Below are 16,858 nucleotides of genomic sequence, written 5' to 3' on the forward strand. Positions count from 1 at the left end.
CTCCCGTCACCAGCGACATCAGCAACCGACGGAGGAGACGACATGCGTAGAGGTGTTTGGACGGCGGCGCTCGGGGCGGCGCTCTCGGTGACCGCGGTGTCAGCGGTTCCCGCGCTGGCGGACACGGCGTCCGGGTCCGAGCAGCGCGCCCAGGTGCGCATCCAGTCGCCGAGGGCCGGCGCGTTGACCGGGGTGGAGGGAGCGGCCTGGACGATGGAGCTGTCCGTCCACTACCGCGACGGCCTCAAGGCGGCGGGGTGGAGCGGGCCGCAGGTCACCGGGCCCCAGGGTGGCACCGGCACGTTCGGGCCCGGCAAGGACGACAAGCTGCCCGGCCTTGTCGTCCTGCTCTCCACCACGACAGGCTTCTCCGGGCCTGGCACCAACCTGGCGAACCTGTTCAACGTCACCGGGGTGGCCCAGCGGGACCGGAGCGGGATCAGGATCTGGGACTCCTGGCTGGTCGGCAAGGCGCTGTTCGGCAAGGACGTCGACAGTGTGGTGACCGTCGCGGTCGTGAAGGACCTCGACGGCAACGGCGTGCTCGACGACGCCCCTGACGTGGTCAAGGACGTCACGGGCGATGGCACGGTCGACGCCCGTGACCTGCGCGAGCTGGGCGTGGCGTCGAACGTCGCCGTGCTGCCGTTCCGGATCAGCGGCGCGGCCGCCTGACCGGCGGGTAGTCCCGCGGCAGTCACCGGTGGCGTCCGTGCGGCCGGGCCGAGGAGGTCCCGCATCGGATGTCCAGGTGCACGGACATGAGATCTCCAGGTGGACGGCCGACTCCTCCCCGGTCGTGTGGACCCGGGCCGGGGAGGAATCGATCGCCTTGGTCCGGGAGCCGCCAGGTGCGGCCCGGGGAGACCTCCGCCTCCCGCCGGTGAGGCGGGTTGTCAGTGGTGGTAGGCGTGGACCACCGCGTGTCCCTTGCCCTTGCCGATGATCCACTTGTTGATCGGGGTGGTGACGAGGAAGGCCACCAGCAGGGAGAACGCGAGAGCGCCCCAGAACAGGACCGAGGTGAGGCCGGCGTCCATGGCGCCGGGCACCACCATCATCACTCCGTTGTCGACGATCTCCATGACGATGATGGACACGGTGTCGGCGGCGAGGGCCAGCCGTACGAGCTCGCGCCAGCCGAGACCGGACTTGCGCAGTCCCACGATGGTGAGCGCGTAACCGAAGAAGAAGGCCAGGATGACGGCCAGGACGATGGTCGGCGTGTTGGACCAGCCCAGGGCCGTGCCGATCACCATGCCGAGCACCTCGCCGATGGCACATCCGGTGAGGCAGTGCAGGGTCGCCGACGCCGCCGCCCGCCACGTCACCTTCCCGGAGTGGCCCGCGTGAGAGTGACCGGCGTGAGAAGGGTCGGCATGAGAGTGACCGGCGTGAGAGGGACCCGCGTGCCCGTGCTGCTCATGCCCGTGGTGCTCTCCGTGCCCTTCATGTCCGGCGTGATCCATGTGGTGCATCGGTTCCGACATCACAATCTCCTGACTCGCACGTCACACTAGCCCCGGCCACAATATACCTAAGGGGGGTATACATCAATGACTTTTTCCCCGTAAAGCCCCAAAAGTGCTGGATCTTCACGAATGATCCACTTCACCCCAGAGCACCCCGGCAAGCCGCGACTCTACTATGGTCGATCGGCGTAGAGCTGATGGGCCTCCCCTGCCAAAACATCTCGATCCTCCAGCCACCGAATGACCTACGATAGCTAGTAGTAGAGCTGGCTAAGCTACCGCCATGGCCTCCATCGATCAGCGTCTCCGCCTGCGCGCAAGCGCCGCCCTGGCACTCCTGGCTCTTCTCGGTACGGCATGCGCCGAGGAGTCACCGGGGAAGGCCGCTGATCCCGCCGATCCCGGGATCGGTCACGTCCACGGCCTCGGCGTCGACCCTGCCGACGGCACGATCTACATCGCGGGGCACTACGGACTGTTCCAGGTCCGGTCCACCGACACCGCCCGGCGCATCGCCGACCGCGTCCAAGATCACATGGGGTTCACCGTCGTCGGCCCGAGGACTTTCCTCGCAAGCGGGCACCCCGCGGCGGCCGACGTCCCACCCGGCGGCTCCCCGCACCTGGGCCTGATCCGTACGACGGACGCCGGCACCACTTGGACCTCGGTATCGGAGGCGGGCAGTGCCGACTTCCACTCGATCCAGCCGGCGGGAACGGCTCTCTATGCCTACGACAGTCAGACGGAGCGGGTACGGCGTAGCGGCGATGAGGGCCGGACCTGGACACCGGGAGCGGAGGCACAGGTGATCGACCTAGCCGGTCACGCGGAAGAGCCGAACCGTGTATACGCGACCACACCGGACGGGCTCCAGGTCAGCCATGACAGCGGCATGAATTTCACCGCGCTCACCGGTGTCCCCCTCCTCTCCCATGTGGACTCTCTCAGCAAGGACGAGTTGATCGGAGTCGGTGTCGACGGCCAGGTGCAGGCCAGCAAGAACGGCGGTAGGACCTGGCAGGCATCGGGCCGCCTGCCTGGCCAGGCCGCTGCCTTCACCGCCGTCAACCGGCAGCGTCTCCTCGCGGCCATGGATGACGGGACCGTCATGGAGTCGTCAGACGGAGGGCGGCAGTTCTCCGTCGTCTACCGGCCCGCTTCGAACTGATCTTCGACGATCCACCACCGGTCAACACGGAGGCCGGCCAGAGCCCTGTCCGGCCGACAGGGTGTCACGGTGGTGGATCGTGGAACGGTCGCGGACAAGGTGTGGCCGTCGCCTTGAAAGCTCGGATCGGCTCTTTGACTCTCCGGACACGGGCGGTCGGTCTGCGGCGGGGCCTTGAGGATCACGCAGCCGGATCAGTGTGGGATGGCGCCGCCCGCGAGGATCCGGCGATAGTTGGTCACGCGGTCCTCCACGCTGTCGAGACAGCAACTGGCGCACTTCTCGCCATGGTCCGCGGTGTAGAAGAGGCAGCACGTCCGGCGTAGATAGAACAGCCCCTCCCGGCCGCCCTCGGCGAGCCGGATCATCTCGCCGAGCCTGCCCAGCTCCTGCGGGCAGGCCGCGAGGAACTCGTCATAGGCGCGCTGCAGCACATCCACCTCGGCGCCCGACGACCTGCTCGCGGCGCTGAACGCCGCGGCACATCCCTGGGCGATGCCGCCGTGGAGCTGGCGCCTGCCCGCCCGGCTGCACACGCGCATCGCGTCGGCGAGCGGGAAAAGGTGATCGTCGAGTACCTGCTTCACCAGCAGCCCCAGCCGTTCGTCGCCGGTCATGCCCGAGACGTCGACCAGCCGCGGCCTGCGCAGCGCGACGGCCTTGAAACCGTGGTCACCGAGCCGGAGCGCCACGTTCTCCGGCCGGACGTCCAGCACCACCCCGTACAACGCCCAGGCCAGCAGCGCGGGAGCGGTCACGGTGCCGGCGTAGACCGCCATGACCGTGAGGGCCACCGCGTGTGCGGACACCTGCCCACTGCCCACGCGTTCGGCTTCGAGAACTTGGGTCAACTCCGTGGAAGTGGGGTCCAGCAACCTGTCTGCGGCGATCCAGTCCTCCTCCGGATTCAGGCCGGCCTCCAGCCGGTAGCGCTCGCCGTGCCCCGCGAGGGTCTCAAGCACGGCAGTGGGGTCGGCGGACGGGTGCGTCACGGGCTGCAGCTCCTTGGGTAACAGACGGCGGTGGCCGCGGACAATTCTGCGCTATCGCGACACTTGACCCGATCTGCCGGCCGCTCCAGGTGGCCGCCGGGCACTCGAAGACAGCCGTGCCGGGGAGTGTCGTCAGAAGGGGTGCGCGGATGGCACCCTGGGACGATCGCGATCACGAGGAGACCAGTGATGACCCACCCTTTCGGCACGCAGCCCGCGACTCGGCACACCCCTCTCAGCGCGGAGGAGAGGGTCCGGGCCGAGGCGAACTTCGTCCCCCTTGTCGCCCAGCGACTCGCCGCCGACGGGCGGTTCAGGGTGAGCGCCGACACGCCGGAGATGGCGGAGCTGTTCCAGGCGGTCGCCCGCAGGGTGGGTGACCTGCTCGGACGGCCTGTGGTCAGCTACGCCAACGGCAGATACATCGTGATCACCTTCGGCCAGGAGGAGGCCCCCGGCCTCGCCGGCTGAGGCGCCCGCTCAGCGCGGGAGTGACCGCCAGGCGTCGTCGACAGCCCCTCGGCGGGGCGGCGCCGCCCGCGGTCCCACCGCCTCCGGCGCGCGGGGACGGGTCAGACCTTCTGCGGCACGCTCGCGGACACCATGCGGAAGCCGATGTTGCCGGCGCTGCTGTCGGGGGTGTTACGGGTGCGGGCGGCCACCCGGTAGCGGTTGCAGTAGGAGTCGTGACACATGTAGGAGCCGCCCCGCATCACCTTGGACCCCTCCCCTGCGCCCCAGGGGTCGGCGCACCACTCCCACACGTTGCCCACGCAGTTGTGCAGGCCGTACCCGTTGGGGGCGTAGGCGTCGACCGGCGCCGTCCCCCGGTGGCCGTCCTCGGCGGTGTTGCGGGTCGGGAAGTGGCCCTGCCAGATGTTGCAGCGGTGCTCGCCGTCCGGGGTCAGCTCATCCCCCCAGGGGTAGCGCCGCTGCTCCAGGCCGCCGCGGGCGGCGTACTCCCACTCCGCCTCGGCCGGCAGGCGCCCGCCCGCCCAGGCGCAGAACGCCACCGCGTCGCTCCAGGACACGTGCACCACCGGATGGTCCCAGCGCCCCTCCAGGTCCGAGTCCGGCCCTTCCGGATGGCGCCAGTCCGCCCCGCTCACCCCGCACCACCACGGTGTCTGCGGCGGGCGCGGTGACACCCGCCGCAGCGCGCCCGGCAGGAACCCCGCGAACACGTACGACCAGCCGAAGCGCTCGGCCTCCGTGAGATGGCCGGTGGCCTCGACGAACCTGGCGAACCGCGCATTGGTCACCGCGTACCGGTCCACCGCGAACGGCTCCACCGCCACCGGGCGCACCGGCCCCTCGGCGTCCTCGGGGAAACCGTCGGCGTCCTCGGTGCCCATCAGGAACCGGCCGCCGTCCAGTGCCACCGCCTCCCGGTGCCATCCCGGTACGGTCACCCCGTCCGGCGCCTGCGGCCGGTCGGCCGGCGCCACGGCCGGGGCCGGCAGGTCGCCGCGGCCACCGCCACAGCATGAGGGCATCGCTCAGTCCTTTCCGATGTGCCCCGGCACGTCCACGGGTGTCCCCGCGGGCGGGGACGCCTCCCGCCGCCCGGCCCGGCCCCGGCCGGGCCGGGGCGCGGAGACCGCTCCGGCCGACCGTGGCCGCCCGGCGTCATCCGGAGGCGGCCGAGCGGTACAGGTCAGCGGTGTAGTAGGTGGCGGGGTCGGGCGATTCGGTCAGCTTACCCATGGTGACGAAGATGTCGGCCAGGCCCTTGTACCAGCCGGCGACCGATCCGTCCTCGGTCAGCCTGGCCAGCTCGGCGGTAGGAAGGATCTTGGTGACGGCGGAGGCGCCCTTGAACTGCTCGGCGGGGGCCTTGACGAACGCCGCGGTGAGCTGCTCGGCCTCGGCGGTGTGGGCCGCGACCCAGTCGTTGGCCTCCTGGATGACCTTGAGCACCTTGGAGACCGTCGCCGGGCCGTCCTTGACCAGGTCGTTGCGGGCGACGAAGGAGCTGGGGAAGCTGAGCTCGGGGTAGTAGTCCTCACTCTTGGTCAGCTCGACCAGGTCGGGGGCGTTCTTCTTGATGGTGTCGATCAGCGGGTACCAGATGGCCGCGGCGTCGATCTGCCCGGAGGAGAAGGCGGTGACCACCGTGCTCGGGTCCATGTTGACCTTCTCGACGTCCTTGCCGGTCAGTCCCGCCTTCTTGAGCGCGAGCTCCAGGATCATGTCGCCGGAGGTCCCCTCGGGCACGCCGATCCGCCTGCCCTTCAGCCCCGCGACGGAGGTGATGCCGGAATCGGCGTGGGTGATGACGCGGTCGGCCTGGCCGAGCATGTTGGGCGCGATGATGCGGGCTCTGCCGCTGGCCGGCAGCCAGGCCGCGCCGGAGCCGATGTAGCCGAAGTCGATGTCGCCGGAGCCGAGGGCCTGGATCTGCAGAGGACCGTTGGTGAAGACCTTCAGCTCGGGCTCCAGGCCGTGCTTGGCCCACAGTCCCTGCTTGTCGGCCGCGGCGAGTACGGCGGCGCCGGAGAAGTCGGCGATGTAGCCGAAACGCACCTTCTCCGCCCCCGCTCCGTCGGCGGACGAGCCGCAGGCGGCGACGGGGAGCACAAGGGCCAGCACGGCGGTGAGGACCGCGGCCAGCCTGCGGGGACGCCTCATGGTGAGGTCCTTTCCAGGGGGGTGGGCTGATGGTAGACGGAGTGCCAGACCTGCCCGCGGAGCTCGGCGAACTCCGCCGACAGCCGGATCTCCTCCGTGCGCGGGTAGGGGAGGTCCACCTCGATGACGCGGTGGACGCGGCCGGGGCGGGCGGCCATGACGATCACCCGGTTGGCCAGGTAGACCGCCTCGTCCACGTCGTGGGTGATGAACAGCACCGTGCGCCGTTCCCGGCTCCAGGTGTCCAGGAGCCGGTCCTGGAGCTGCACCCGGGTGAGCGCGTCCAGGGCGCCGAAGGGCTCGTCCATCAGCAGGATGGTGGGGTCGACCGCGTAGGCGCGGGCGATGGCGCAGCGCTGCTTCATGCCGCCCGACAGCGTCTTGGGGAGCGCGTCGGCGAAGTCGGTGAGCCCGACCACGTCGATGAAGTACTGTGCTCTGGCGCGCCGCTCGGCCGCGCCGACTCCGGCGATCTTCAGACCGAACTCGACGTTCTTGCGGACGCTCATCCAGGGGAAGAGCGCGTACTGCTGGAAGATCACTCCGCGCTGCGGGCTCGGTCCGCGCACCGGGACCCCGTCGACCAGCACCGAGCCCTCGGCGGGCTCCAGCAGGCCGGCCGCGACGTTCATCAGCGTGCTCTTGCCGCAGCCCGAAGGCCCGACGACGGTGACGAACTCGCCGTCGGCGATGTCCAGATCGACGCGGTCGAGCGCGGCGAAGTCGCTTCCGCCGAGGTCGAACCGGTGCGAGACCCCGCGGAACTCGATCTTGGGAGCCACCGCGTTCACCTCCGTTCCTGCCAGCTCGTCAGGCGACGTTCCGCGAGCAGCAGGGCGCGGTCCATGACGAGCCCGACGAGGCCGATGACGATCAGTTGGACGAAGATCGTGGGAAGGTCGTAGTAGAGCTGGGCCTGCTGCATCCGGTAGCCCAGCCCCTCCTGCGCGGCGATCAGCTCGGCGGCGACCACCGTGGCCCAGGAGGCGCCCAGGCCGATGCGCATGCCCACGAGGATGAACGGGGTGGAGGCCGGCACCACGACCCCGGTGAAGACCGTGCGGTCCCTGGCGCCGAGCACCCGGGCGGCGTTGATCAGGGTGGAGTCGACCGAGACCACCCCCTGGAAGGTGGAGACCACCGACGACAGGAACGAGGCCAGGAAGATCACGAAGATCTTGGGGGTCTCCCCGATGCCCATGAGCACGATGGCGAGCGGGATGATCGCCAGTGGCGGCACCATGCGGAAGAACTGCAGCCAGGGCTCGACCAGCCCGCGCACGGGCCGGTACCAGCCCATCAGGAACCCGACCGGTACGGCCAGCGCCACACCGAGCACGAAACCGGTCAGGACCCGGCGCAGGCTGGCCAGCAGATCACCGGGCAGCGTGCCGTCGCCGATCGACTGCACGGCGCGCTCGACGACCGCGACCGGCCCGGGGAAGCCCTGGATCCCGCTGCCCGCCAGGACCACCCACACCAGCAGCCCCAGGATGCCCGATCCCACGGTGAGCGCCAGCGTCGAGCGGGCCCCGCCCCCGCCCCGCCCCGCCTCGGGCGAGGTCCGCGCGGCGGACCGCTTCTGCACGGCGGTCATCTCAGGCCACCTCGTCGGCGACGCCGTCGACGTCGGGGGCGCGCTCCCCGCCGATGTCGGCCATGTAGCTCATCCAGGTGTAGGCGGGATCACCGCGGCGCAGCAGCTCCTGATAGAGCCGCGCCGTCAGGTCGCGCCGCACTCCGGCGTAGGCGGGGGCCTCGTAGACGTTGTGCAGCTCGTGCGGGTCGGCCTCCAGGTCGTAGAGCTCGTGCACGCTCTCGGGGTTGAACACCAGCTTGTGGCCGCGGTCCCTGAGCATGCGCTGGGAGTAGGGGAAGTGGTGGCCGTGGAACTCGGCGACCACCTGTGACCGCCCGTCCACCCGCTCCCCGTTGACCAGCGGGAGCAGGCTCCGGCCGTCGCAGGGCTCCTGCGGGGGCAGCCCGGCCAGGTCGAGGACCGTCGGGTTGAGGTCGATCAGCGTGGCGAACTCCTCGACGACCCGCGGCGGCGCGCCGGGGACGCGGACGATGCCGGGGATGCGGTAGATGTCCTCATACATCGCCGGACCCTTGTCGTTGAGCCGGTGGGCGCCGGTGAACTCGCCGTGGTCGGCGGTGAACACCACCGCGGTCTCCTCCCACAGGCCCAGCTCTCGCAGCGCGCCGAGCAGGCGGCCGACCTGGTCGTCGATCATCGTGACGTAGCCCCAGTAGACCGCGATCAGCTTGCGCCAGGCGTCGGCGTCGAAGTGGTCGGCCGACCAGTATTCGGCGTAGCGGCGCTGCACGTCCGGCTTGCCGGCGAAGGTCTCGGCCATCGAGGCGGGCAGCGGCACCAGCTCGGGATCGTACATGTCGTAGTACTCGTCGGGGATCAGGTACGGCAGGTGCGGGCCGTACCAGTGGCAGGAGAGCACGAAGCGGCGGCCGCCGTCGTGGAAGTCGCGGGCGTAGCGTTCCAGCAGCTCCAGCGTACGGTCGGCCAGGAACGCCTCGACGGTCGCCTCGGCCGGCTGCCCGAGCCGGCCGGCGATCAGGTGGCCGCGCCCGGAGTCGTTGGGCGCCCGGCCGAAGACGGCCTCGCGCACCGCGAAGGGCGGGTGGCCGTGCTCCTTGAGCCAGCGCTCGTAGGAGGGGTGGTGGAAGGGGTTGAGCGCGCCCGGCAGGTGTTCGCCGTCCATGTCGTAGAACTCGGGGCCGCGCTCACGGCCGATGTGCCACTTGCCGACGTGGCCCAGGTTGTAGCCCGCGGCCAGCAGCGGCGCCGACAGGACGGGGTGGCCGTCGGCGACCTCGTCGCGGGCGCCGCCGTTGCGCTCGGGGTTGACCAGCAGGCCGTGCCTGAAGGGGTGCAGGCCGGTGAACAGCGACGCCCGCGCGGGGGTGCAGATCGCCGTCGGCGTGTAGAAGCGGTCGAAGCGGGCGCCCTCCGCGGCCAGACCGTCCAGTGCCGGCGTGCGCGCCACGGGGTTGCCATAGCAGCCGAGGGTGTCGACCCGATGCTGGTCTGTCATCAGGAAGAGGACGTTGCGTGGGGTGGTCACACTCTCTCCGATCATCATTTATTCCCAAGGCTTTACATTAATGACCGCGAAAGGGTGCGGCAAGAGGCAGGACATGATCCTTTGCAGCGACCGTCCACCCGGATGGCACCTGCTCAGCCCCGGGCGGGCCCGCCCGAAAGGGCGCGCGGCGGCCCGGGAAGGGAACGTGGATCTTCCGGAGGGTGGCGGAAATCAGCCGCTGGCGGGGCGCAGATGCGCGGGGATCGCGGGCTCCTCGTGGAGCAGGAGGGCGATGGCGCCCATGGCCGAGGCGTTCACGCCGAGATCGGCGGGTGTCACCTCGATGGCGCGGGAGGAGTTCGGCAGGGAGAGCCGGGCGATCGCGGCACGGATCGGCTCCAGGACCAGGCTGCCGAGCGAGGCGAGCTCACCGCCCACCACCACGCGCTCGGGATCGAGCTGGACCACGGTGTCGGCCAGGATCCGCCCCAGGTCGGCGGCGGCCGCGGCGATCAGCTCGCACACCTCGGGGACCCGGTCCTGCGCCGCGCCGACCAGCGCGTCGAGGTCGGCGAGGCGGACGCCCCGCGCCGCGCAGGACTCTAGCAGTGCCCGGCCGCCGATACGCCGCTCCAGGCAGCCCCGGCTGCCGCAGTGGCAGGCGGGGCCGTCGGGGTCCAGCGAGACGTGGCCGATCTCCCCCGCCGCGCCGTGCGCGCCCCGCACGAGCCGGCCGCCCACGATGAAGCCGCCCCCCACCCCGACCGACCAGCGCACGTAGACCATGTCGTCGACCGACCGGGCCGCGCCCCAGGTGTTCTCGGCCAGCGCCGCCAGCCTGGCGTTGTTGTCGACCGCGACGCGCACGCCGAACTCCCGCTCCAGGCGCTCGGTGACCGGCGTGTAGCGCGCGGGCACGATGCCCGCGGGCAGGGCCGGGTCGTCCATGACCCCGACGAGGCCCAGCCCGATCGCCTCCAGCGCGCCGAGGCGCACCCCCCGCTCCCCGATCACCCGCCGGATCAGCCGCACCGCGGCCTCCGCCTGCTCGGTGACGCCGGCGTCCTCGGGGACGTCCTCCATGCCGGTGGCGATGATCTGGTGCGAGACGTTGGCCACGGCCAGGTGGACCCGGTGGCGGGCCAGGTCGAGGCCGACGAGCTGGCCCGCCTCCGGGCTGAGCGCCACAAGCGTCGCGGGGCGGCCGCGCCCGCGCGCGCCGGAGACGGGCGCCTCGACCTCGACGACCGCGCCCCGCTCGACCATCTCGGAGATGATCGCGAACAGCGTGGTGCGGGACAGGCCGGTACGATTGATCAGCTCGGTACGGCTCAGCGCCCCCGATGAGCGCAATGCGTCGAGCACCGCCTCCTCGTGCACCCGGCGGAGTCGCTGCAGCGCGTCGGTGGGCCTGGTCATGGAGCCATGATGGCGCCCCCGGACCAATATAGTCAACTCTTCGGAATAAATGACGTCAAGAGGGCACCCGGTCCGGGATGCCGGGCCACCGGCTCCCGCCCCCTCGATATTTTCCGATCCGTTGATGGAAAGACGCCCGCACCGACAGCCGGCCGCCCTCCAGACAGGAACGCCCCAGAACCTGGACCACCATCCGACCCATTTATGTCCGAAGCATTGACGTAATAGGGCGCGGCGCCCACACTCTGGCGTTACCGAGTGCCACATCGGAAGCACGCCCGGCCGGTACCGGGCGGATGCCGCGAAGGAGCCCCCCATGCCGGATGCCCCGTCCCGTCCCCCCTTGCGGCCGCGACGCCGCCCGATCTCCGCCGCCCTGCCTGCCCTGCTCACCGCAGCCCTCCCGGCGCTGCTCGCCGCGGCGCTGCTCGCGCCACCGGGCGCCGCGCAGGCGTCCGCCGCCTCCCCCACCTCCTCCCCCACCCCGGTCAACCTCGCCCTGACCGGCACGGCCACCGCCTCCAGCGTCGAACTCGACCGCGACGACTTCGTCGCGGCGCACGTCAACGACGGCGCCCCGGGCACCCGCTGGTCGTCGAAGTACCAGGACGACAACTGGGTGCAGGTCGCGCTGGCCAGGCCGGCCGCGGTCGACCATGTCAAGATCTCCTGGCCCAACGCCTGCGCCCGTGAGTTCGTCCTGCAGACCTCGGCCGACGGTGCCACCTGGACCGACGTCGCCGACCTGCGGCGCGACACCTGTCCCCGGACCGACGTCATAGAGGTGGGGTCCAAGGACCCGGTGTCCTTCGTCCGGATGCAGGGACGCCAGCGCTGGGCGGCCTACGGATACTCGGTCTCGGAGTTCGAGATCTGGGACCGCCCGGCCGCGCCGCCCGAGCCGACGCTCGGCCTGCTGCCCGAGCCGGTGTCGGTCCAGGAGCACGGCGGCACGCCGTTCACCCTGCACGCCAACACCCGCATCGTCGCCCTCGGCGACGGCGCCAAGGCGCCGGCGGAGTATCTGGCCGGTGTGCTCCGCCGGTCGACCGGGCACCGCCTGCCCGTCGCCGGCCGGGGATGGGGACCCGCGCCGATCGTCATCGACGTCGGGCCGGGGAAGGGGCCCGCCGGTCACGAGGCCGAGGGGTACACGCTCACCGCCACCGCCGACCGCGTCAGGATCGGCGCCGCCACTCCCAACGGCGCGCTCAACGGCGTGCAGACGCTGCGCCAACTGCTGCCCCAGTGGGTGGAGTCCGACACCGTCGTCGCCGCCGACTGGACGGTGCCCGCGGTGACGATCACCGACTACCCCCGCTTCGAGCACCGCGGCGTGATGCTCGACGTCGCCCGCAGCTTCTACCCCGTGGAGGAGGTCAAGGCCACCATCGACGCCGCGGCGCAGTTCAAGATCAACCGCCTCCACCTGCACCTGACCGACGACCAGGGGTGGCGCATCGCGATCGACGACCCACGGGACAACCCGTCCGGCATCGACTACGGCCTGCTCACCGGGGTGAGCGGCGCCACCGCGATGACGTACAACGCCAGTGGCCAGCTGATGGGCACCGAGCTGGGCATCACCGGCCACTACACGAAGGCCGACTACGCCGAGATAGTCCGTCACGCCGCCGAGAACGGCATGACGGTGATCCCCGAGATCGACATGCCCGGCCACACCAACGCCGCGCTGCACGCGATCCCGCAGCTCAACACCCCCGGTGCCCGGCCACGGCCGCAACCGGGGCAGGCGACCGTGCCGCACAACGGCACCGGCTCGGTCGGCTACTCGTCGTTCGACGCCGGCAGCGACGTGACGTACGAGTTCGTCAGGCACGTCCTCACCGAGATCTCCGAGATGACCCCGGGGCCGTATCTGCACATCGGTGGCGACGAGGCGCATGTCACCGACCACGCCGACTACACGACGATGGTCGACGCGTTCACGCGGGACGTCGCCTCCCTCGGCAAGACCGTCGTCGGCTGGAACGAATACGCCGGGACCGCGCTCCCGCAGGGCAAGGCCGTCGTCCAGTTCTGGAACGGCAACCGCAGCGCCGTGGCCGCGGCGGTGAACAACCGCGGCGCCAAGGTGATCCTCTCCCCCGCGGCCAACACCTACGTGCCGCAGAAGCAGGACTCCCGCCAGCCTCAGGGCGGCACGTGGGCGTGCGGCGGGCCGTGCGGGCTGGACCGCCACTACAACTGGGATCCCGGCACGTTCGTCCCCGGCATCCAGGAGAGCAGCGTGCTGGGCGTCGAGTCGGCCCTGTGGGGGGAGTTCATCCGGCGCGTCGGGCAGGCGCAGTACTACAGCTTCCCGCGGGTCATCGCCACGGCCGAGGTCGGCTGGAGCCCGCAGTCGCGGCGCGACTACGGCGACTTCACCACGCGCCTGTCCAAGGCCGGCGGCCGGCTGACGGTCCAGGGGACGAACTTCTTCCCCACCGCCGACGTCGCCTGGCGGATGGACGTGCTCGGCGCGCCGACGACCGCCAGGAGCGGCGAGCCGGCCCGCGCCACCTGGACCGTCACCGCTCCGGGACACGCGTCCGGTGACCTCGCGGCCACCGTCACCTGGAGCGACGGGGTGGAGGAGGACGTCGCGCTGACGACCGCGCGCCCGGCGAGCATCCCCGGCATGCAGGTCAACGACGCGTTCACCGCGGAGTCCGGACGCGTCTTCGACCAGCCGGGGAAGTACACCGGGACGCTCTCGGTCCGCGTGCCCGGCCGCTCACCGGTCGAAGGGCGGCTGACCGTCACCGTCGGCGACCACGACTGACGTCGATCAGTCCCGTACGGCCCGGCCGGCGACGGCGGCGGTCAGCACCATGAGGACCGCGACCGCGCCGCCGAGCACCATGACGGCCGACGGGGAGGCGGCGTCCACCACGACACCTCCGAGCAGGGCACCGATGGCGATGGTGGCCTGGAAGGACGAGGTGAACAGGATGGAGGCCGCCTCCGTCGCGTGCGGCGCCGAGGTGGCGAACCAGATCTGCGAGCAGACCGGGACGGCGCCGTAGGCCAGCCCCCACACGACGAGCAGCACGACCGCGCCGATGTCTCCCGTGCCGAGGACCGGCAGCAGCAGGGTCGCGCCGGCGAGCATGCAGCCGCTGGTGATGAAGGTGGCCCGCAGGCGGCGGGTCACCGTCACGCCCGCGACGAAGTTGCCGACGATGCCGGCGACGCCGTACACGAGCAGGAACACGGTGATCAGGTCGGGGCTCACCCCGGTGACCTGCCGCAGGAAAGGGGTCACATAGGTGTAGGTGCCGAAATGGGCCGTCACTATGAGAACCGTCAGAACGAGCCCGACCCGGACGCCGGGACTGCGGAACAGGCCGCCGAGGACCTTCAACCGCGTCACCTGGACGGCGGGCAGCGGCGGCACCAGCACGATCAGCGCGAGGAGCACCCCCAGCGCCAGCACCCCCATGACGACGAAGGCCGTCCGCCAGCCCGCGAGATGCCCGATGAAGGTGCCCGCGGGCACCCCGAGCACGGATCCCAGCGGGACGGCGGAGAAGATCACCGCGGTCGCGGTGCCGGCCTGCCCCGCCGGCACCAGCCGTCCGGCGAGACCGGCGCCGATCGACCAGAAGCCGCCGATGACCAGCCCGACCAGGACCCGGGAGACCACCATGACCCAGTAGGCCGGCGCGGCGGCCGCGAGGAAGTCGGCGACCGCCAGCAGGAGCATCAGGGCGCACAGCATCAGGCGCCGGTCGAGCCGTCCGGTCGCGACGGTGACCACCGGGGCGGCGACCGCGGCCAGGACGCCGGGGACCGTCATCATCAGGCCCGCCGCGCCGTCGGAGACGTCGAAGCTGGACCCGATGGGCGTCAGCAGGCCGATCGGCAGGATCTCGGCGGTGACGATCGAGAAGATCCCCAGCATCACTGAGACGACGGCCAGCCAGCCGATCAGCGGTGATCGCGCCGGAGCGGCGGCAGGGGAGGTAGGAGAGGTGATTACGGACATGCGCCCAGTCCAGCAGCCGTCGCAGCCGTCGGCTGGCGGGTTTGAGACCTCACCATCGGGGCCGGACGGCCCGGCTCACCGCCCGCCTCGCACCTTCTGGAGGCGGGCGGAGAGCCGTCCTCACGGACGGATGCCGCGGGCGGATCCGGTTAGGGTGCTCTCATGATCTACGCAGAGACCCCGCTGACCGATGCCGTACGGCGGGCCGTCGCCGAGGTGTGGGGGGTCCGCGGAGAAGGAGAGCGGCTGCACGGGGGCGAGGAGTCCTCGGCCTACCGGCTCGGCGACCACGTGGTGCGGATCGGCCCCCGGTCGTGGGGCACGGCCGAGGCCGAATGGTGCCACGCGATCGGCCTGCACGCCGCCGCCCGGCTGCCCGAGGCGGTGGCGCCGGTGTCCACCCCCGAGGGCACGACCGTCACGCGGGTCGAGGGCCGTCCGGTCTCGCTCTGGCCGTACGTCGAGGGCACCTGGCCCGATCCCGCGCTGCCCGGGCAGCGCGCGCAGGGCGCGCGGCTGCTGGCCCGGCTCCACGAGGCGCTGGCCACCGCCCGCCCCGGGCCCCGCCCTGTCCCCGCCTACCAGGAGTTCGGCCTGTACGGCGTGCCCGGTGTGCCCGCCGCCGCGGGGACGCCCTCGCCGGAGGGGGCTCAGCACCCCACCGACCTGCCCGAGCTCGCCGACCCCGGGCTCGATCGCTGGCTGGCGGACTTCCACCGCACTCGTCCGAGACGGCATCCGCTGCACGGCGATTACCACACCGGCAACACGCTGGCCCGCGACGGCGTGATCCGGGCCGTGCTCGACTGGGACGAGGCGTTCGTCGGCGCACCGGAGGTGGAGCTGGCCGCCGCCGCGATCGAATGGGGTGACGACGGGCCGGGTCCCGCCAAGGAGTTCGTCGACGTCTACCTGGAGGCGGGCGGCACCGCCGGGGAACTCGACGAGGAGACGCTGGCCCAGCTGATCCGCCACAAGCTGCGCAGGGAGGCCGCCTACTTCCACAGGGCCGTCGCCCGTGGTGTGGTGCACGACGAAGAGGACCGCGACTACCACCGGGACCGGGTCGAGCTGTTCCACCGGCTACGCCCCTGACCCGCCCCTGACCCGCTCCACCCCTGACCTGCCCCCGTTCCTGACCCGCTCCGTCCCGACCGGCGGGGCTCCGGCGACGGTCACGGCCGTCATGGGCCGCAGACGCCCGCCCCGCGGCGGCGTGCCCGGCGCGTCGGCGGCCCGGTCAGCCCTTGCGCATCCGGTAGGCGCGCTGCCGGCAGGCGCGGGAGCAGTAGTCCCGCGGCCGGCCGGTGGCCGCCGGGGCAACCGGCTTACCGCACACCGTGCACCGTGTTTCGTCACGACTTTCGTCACTGGTTCCGTCATGGATGAGAGCCTCGATCCCGTCGAGCACCCGCTGCAGGCCGAACTCGAACGGGTCCAGCGGCGCGTCGTACCCCCCCTCCCGGTAGATGCGGCTCAGCGTCGGATACCGGTCCAGGTGCTGGAAGAGCGAGGTGCGACCCCCCCACCACTCCTCCTCGCCGACACCGGTGCGCCGCTCGGTCCGCTCGGTCCGCACCACCTGCCGGGCGGCGCTCTCGACGAACCCGCCGACGAGGGTCACCACCGCCACCACCTGCGCGGGCGGCAGTCCGGCCCGCGACGCCGCCGCCAGCGCCCGCTCGAAGCCGGCCACGGCGTTGGGCCCGGGCACCTGCCGCGGCTCCGACGACTCGACCAGCCACGGGTGCCGCAGGTAGCGCGCCAGCCCGTCCCGCGCCCACGCCTCCAGCTCCGCCCGCCAGCCTCCCGCGTGATCGGCACCGGAGCCCCCCGGCCCGCCCAGCACCTCGTCGCGCATGAGGGCGACCAGCTCCGACTTGCCCGGCACATGGCGGTAGAGCGACATGGTGGTGAAGCCGAGCCGCTCGGCGACCCGCCGCATGGAGACCGCGGCCAGGCCCTCCGCGTCGGCCAGCTCGATCGCGGCCCGCACGATCCGCTCCAGGCTGAGGCCGCGCCTGGAGCCCGTCCCCCACAGCAGTTCGGTGCTGCGCTCCGGATCCGCCATCTTGACTCCCCTCCCTGTATATGCTGTATACCAGATGTGTACGCCATACACATGAGAGGACATC

At 71.5% G+C, this 16,858-nt stretch carries 15 protein-coding genes; 5 read left to right on the forward strand and 10 right to left on the reverse strand.

The genetic code is table 11. The features are described from left to right. Nucleotides 1–42 precede the first annotated feature (42 nt). Nucleotides 43–675, forward strand: a complete 633-nt coding sequence (locus J2S55_RS44425; RefSeq protein WP_306873957.1) for a hypothetical protein — start codon at nucleotides 43–45, stop codon at nucleotides 673–675. A 221-nt stretch (nucleotides 676–896) separates the two neighbouring features. On the opposite strand, the gene J2S55_RS44430 is transcribed toward J2S55_RS44425, so the two are convergent. After that, a complete protein-coding gene (locus J2S55_RS44430) occupies nucleotides 897–1,331 on the reverse strand; it encodes a DUF4396 domain-containing protein (RefSeq protein ID WP_306873958.1) in 435 nt (144 codons plus the stop codon). 424 nt (nucleotides 1,332–1,755) lie between these two features. On the opposite strand from J2S55_RS44430, the gene J2S55_RS44435 reads away from it, so the two are divergent. Continuing rightward, nucleotides 1,756–2,640, forward strand: coding sequence for a F510_1955 family glycosylhydrolase (locus J2S55_RS44435; RefSeq protein WP_306873960.1), 885 nt, complete (start codon nucleotides 1,756–1,758; stop codon nucleotides 2,638–2,640). 194 nt (nucleotides 2,641–2,834) lie between these two features. On the opposite strand, the gene J2S55_RS44440 is transcribed toward J2S55_RS44435, so the two are convergent. Next, the gene (locus tag J2S55_RS44440) at nucleotides 2,835–3,632 is read right to left on the reverse strand and encodes an IucA/IucC family C-terminal-domain containing protein (RefSeq protein WP_306873963.1); all 798 of its coding nucleotides are present in this window, start codon (nucleotides 3,630–3,632) and stop codon (nucleotides 2,835–2,837) included. Between the two features lie 189 nt (nucleotides 3,633–3,821). Between J2S55_RS44440 and J2S55_RS44445 the strand changes: the two genes are divergently transcribed. Then, a complete protein-coding gene (locus tag J2S55_RS44445) occupies nucleotides 3,822–4,103 on the forward strand; it encodes a hypothetical protein (RefSeq protein WP_306873966.1) in 282 nt (93 codons plus the stop codon). A 101-nt stretch (nucleotides 4,104–4,204) separates the two neighbouring features. On the opposite strand, the gene J2S55_RS44450 is transcribed toward J2S55_RS44445, so the two are convergent. From J2S55_RS44450 to J2S55_RS44475, 6 genes are all read right to left on the reverse strand, one after another. Next, a complete protein-coding gene (locus J2S55_RS44450; RefSeq protein WP_306873968.1) occupies nucleotides 4,205–5,128 on the reverse strand; it encodes a formylglycine-generating enzyme family protein in 924 nt (307 codons plus the stop codon). A 133-nt stretch (nucleotides 5,129–5,261) separates the two neighbouring features. Further along, the gene (locus J2S55_RS44455; RefSeq protein WP_306873971.1) at nucleotides 5,262–6,263 is read right to left on the reverse strand and encodes an aliphatic sulfonate ABC transporter substrate-binding protein; all 1,002 of its coding nucleotides are present in this window, start codon (nucleotides 6,261–6,263) and stop codon (nucleotides 5,262–5,264) included. After that, nucleotides 6,260–7,045 (reverse strand): ABC transporter ATP-binding protein, encoded by a 786-nt coding sequence (locus J2S55_RS44460; RefSeq protein WP_306873974.1) that lies wholly within the window; start codon nucleotides 7,043–7,045, stop codon nucleotides 6,260–6,262. The genes J2S55_RS44455 and J2S55_RS44460 overlap by 4 nt, the downstream gene beginning before the upstream one ends. Before the next feature lie 5 nt (nucleotides 7,046–7,050). Continuing rightward, on the reverse strand, nucleotides 7,051–7,860 hold the full coding sequence (locus tag J2S55_RS44465; protein WP_306873977.1) for an ABC transporter permease: 810 nt from the start codon (nucleotides 7,858–7,860) through the stop codon (nucleotides 7,051–7,053). Nucleotide 7,861: 1 nt separating this feature from the next. Then, entirely contained in the window at nucleotides 7,862–9,367 is a 1,506-nt protein-coding gene (locus J2S55_RS44470; RefSeq protein WP_306873979.1) for a sulfatase family protein, read from the reverse strand. Between the two features lie 174 nt (nucleotides 9,368–9,541). Next, entirely contained in the window at nucleotides 9,542–10,729 is a 1,188-nt protein-coding gene (locus J2S55_RS44475; RefSeq protein ID WP_306873981.1) for an ROK family transcriptional regulator, read from the reverse strand. Between the two features lie 316 nt (nucleotides 10,730–11,045). Between J2S55_RS44475 and J2S55_RS44480 the strand changes: the two genes are divergently transcribed. After that, nucleotides 11,046–13,517 (forward strand): family 20 glycosylhydrolase, encoded by a 2,472-nt coding sequence (locus J2S55_RS44480; protein ID WP_306873983.1) that lies wholly within the window; start codon nucleotides 11,046–11,048, stop codon nucleotides 13,515–13,517. Nucleotides 13,518–13,523: 6 nt separating this feature from the next. Here the strand turns inward: J2S55_RS44480 and J2S55_RS44485 are convergent, their stop codons facing one another. Next, a complete protein-coding gene (locus tag J2S55_RS44485) occupies nucleotides 13,524–14,723 on the reverse strand; it encodes an MFS transporter (RefSeq protein WP_306873984.1) in 1,200 nt (399 codons plus the stop codon). Between the two features lie 162 nt (nucleotides 14,724–14,885). Here J2S55_RS44485 and J2S55_RS44490 point away from each other — a divergent pair, with 162 nt between their 5' ends. Then, entirely contained in the window at nucleotides 14,886–15,818 is a 933-nt protein-coding gene (locus J2S55_RS44490; protein WP_306873986.1) for a phosphotransferase enzyme family protein, read from the forward strand. Between the two features lie 145 nt (nucleotides 15,819–15,963). Here J2S55_RS44490 and J2S55_RS44495 read toward each other — a convergent pair whose 3' ends face one another. Next, nucleotides 15,964–16,794, reverse strand: coding sequence for a TetR/AcrR family transcriptional regulator (locus tag J2S55_RS44495; protein WP_306873988.1), 831 nt, complete (start codon nucleotides 16,792–16,794; stop codon nucleotides 15,964–15,966). Nucleotides 16,795–16,858: the final 64 nt, after the last annotated feature.

Source organism: Streptosporangium brasiliense (assembly GCF_030811595.1).
Classification (GTDB): domain Bacteria; phylum Actinomycetota; class Actinomycetes; order Streptosporangiales; family Streptosporangiaceae; genus Streptosporangium; species Streptosporangium brasiliense.